Genomic DNA, 510 nt, shown 5'->3' with positions numbered 1-510 from the left:
TCATCTTGACGTCTTCTGCAATAAACGGGTAGTTCACCACGCGCAAGCCAAACTGCATCGCCATGTACAAACTGGTTGGTGTTTTGCCGCTGCGCGATACACCAAGCAGAATGATATCCGCCTGTTCCAAGCCTTTCAGTGTAATGCCATCGTCGTGAGCCAAGGTGTATTCGATCGCCGCAATACGGGCAAAATAGGTATCGGAATCTTTCCCTACACTGCGAGAGCGCTGCAACTTCGGGGCGGGTGCCATCTGAATGTCGTCTTGCACCTTTTGTACAATGCTTTCAAGCACATCGTAGCTGTATGCCGGAGCTTCTAGCAGCATTTCGCGTACACCAGGCACCACAATCGAGAAAAACACCAACGGTTTAACACCGTTGCGTTGGTAGGATGTTTCAATTTCTTTAACAACATCCGCAACTTTGTCTTGGCTTTCTACAAAAGGAAAGGATTTTTCATTAGGAATGAAAGGAAATTGACCAAGAACAACATGGCCCAATGTCTCAC

1 protein-coding gene is annotated in these 510 nt (G+C 47.5%); it reads right to left on the bottom strand.

Annotated features, from left to right (window positions below; all coding sequences use genetic code 11):
* A partial coding sequence (locus R7O13_RS31080) for a kinase/pyrophosphorylase (RefSeq protein WP_318305755.1) occupies positions 1-510 on the bottom strand: 510 nt, incomplete at both ends.

This window comes from Vibrio sp. Y176 (assembly GCF_033438945.1).
The sequence above is the reverse complement of the archived record's forward strand: the minus strand, read 5'-3'. Positions and strand labels throughout refer to the sequence as shown.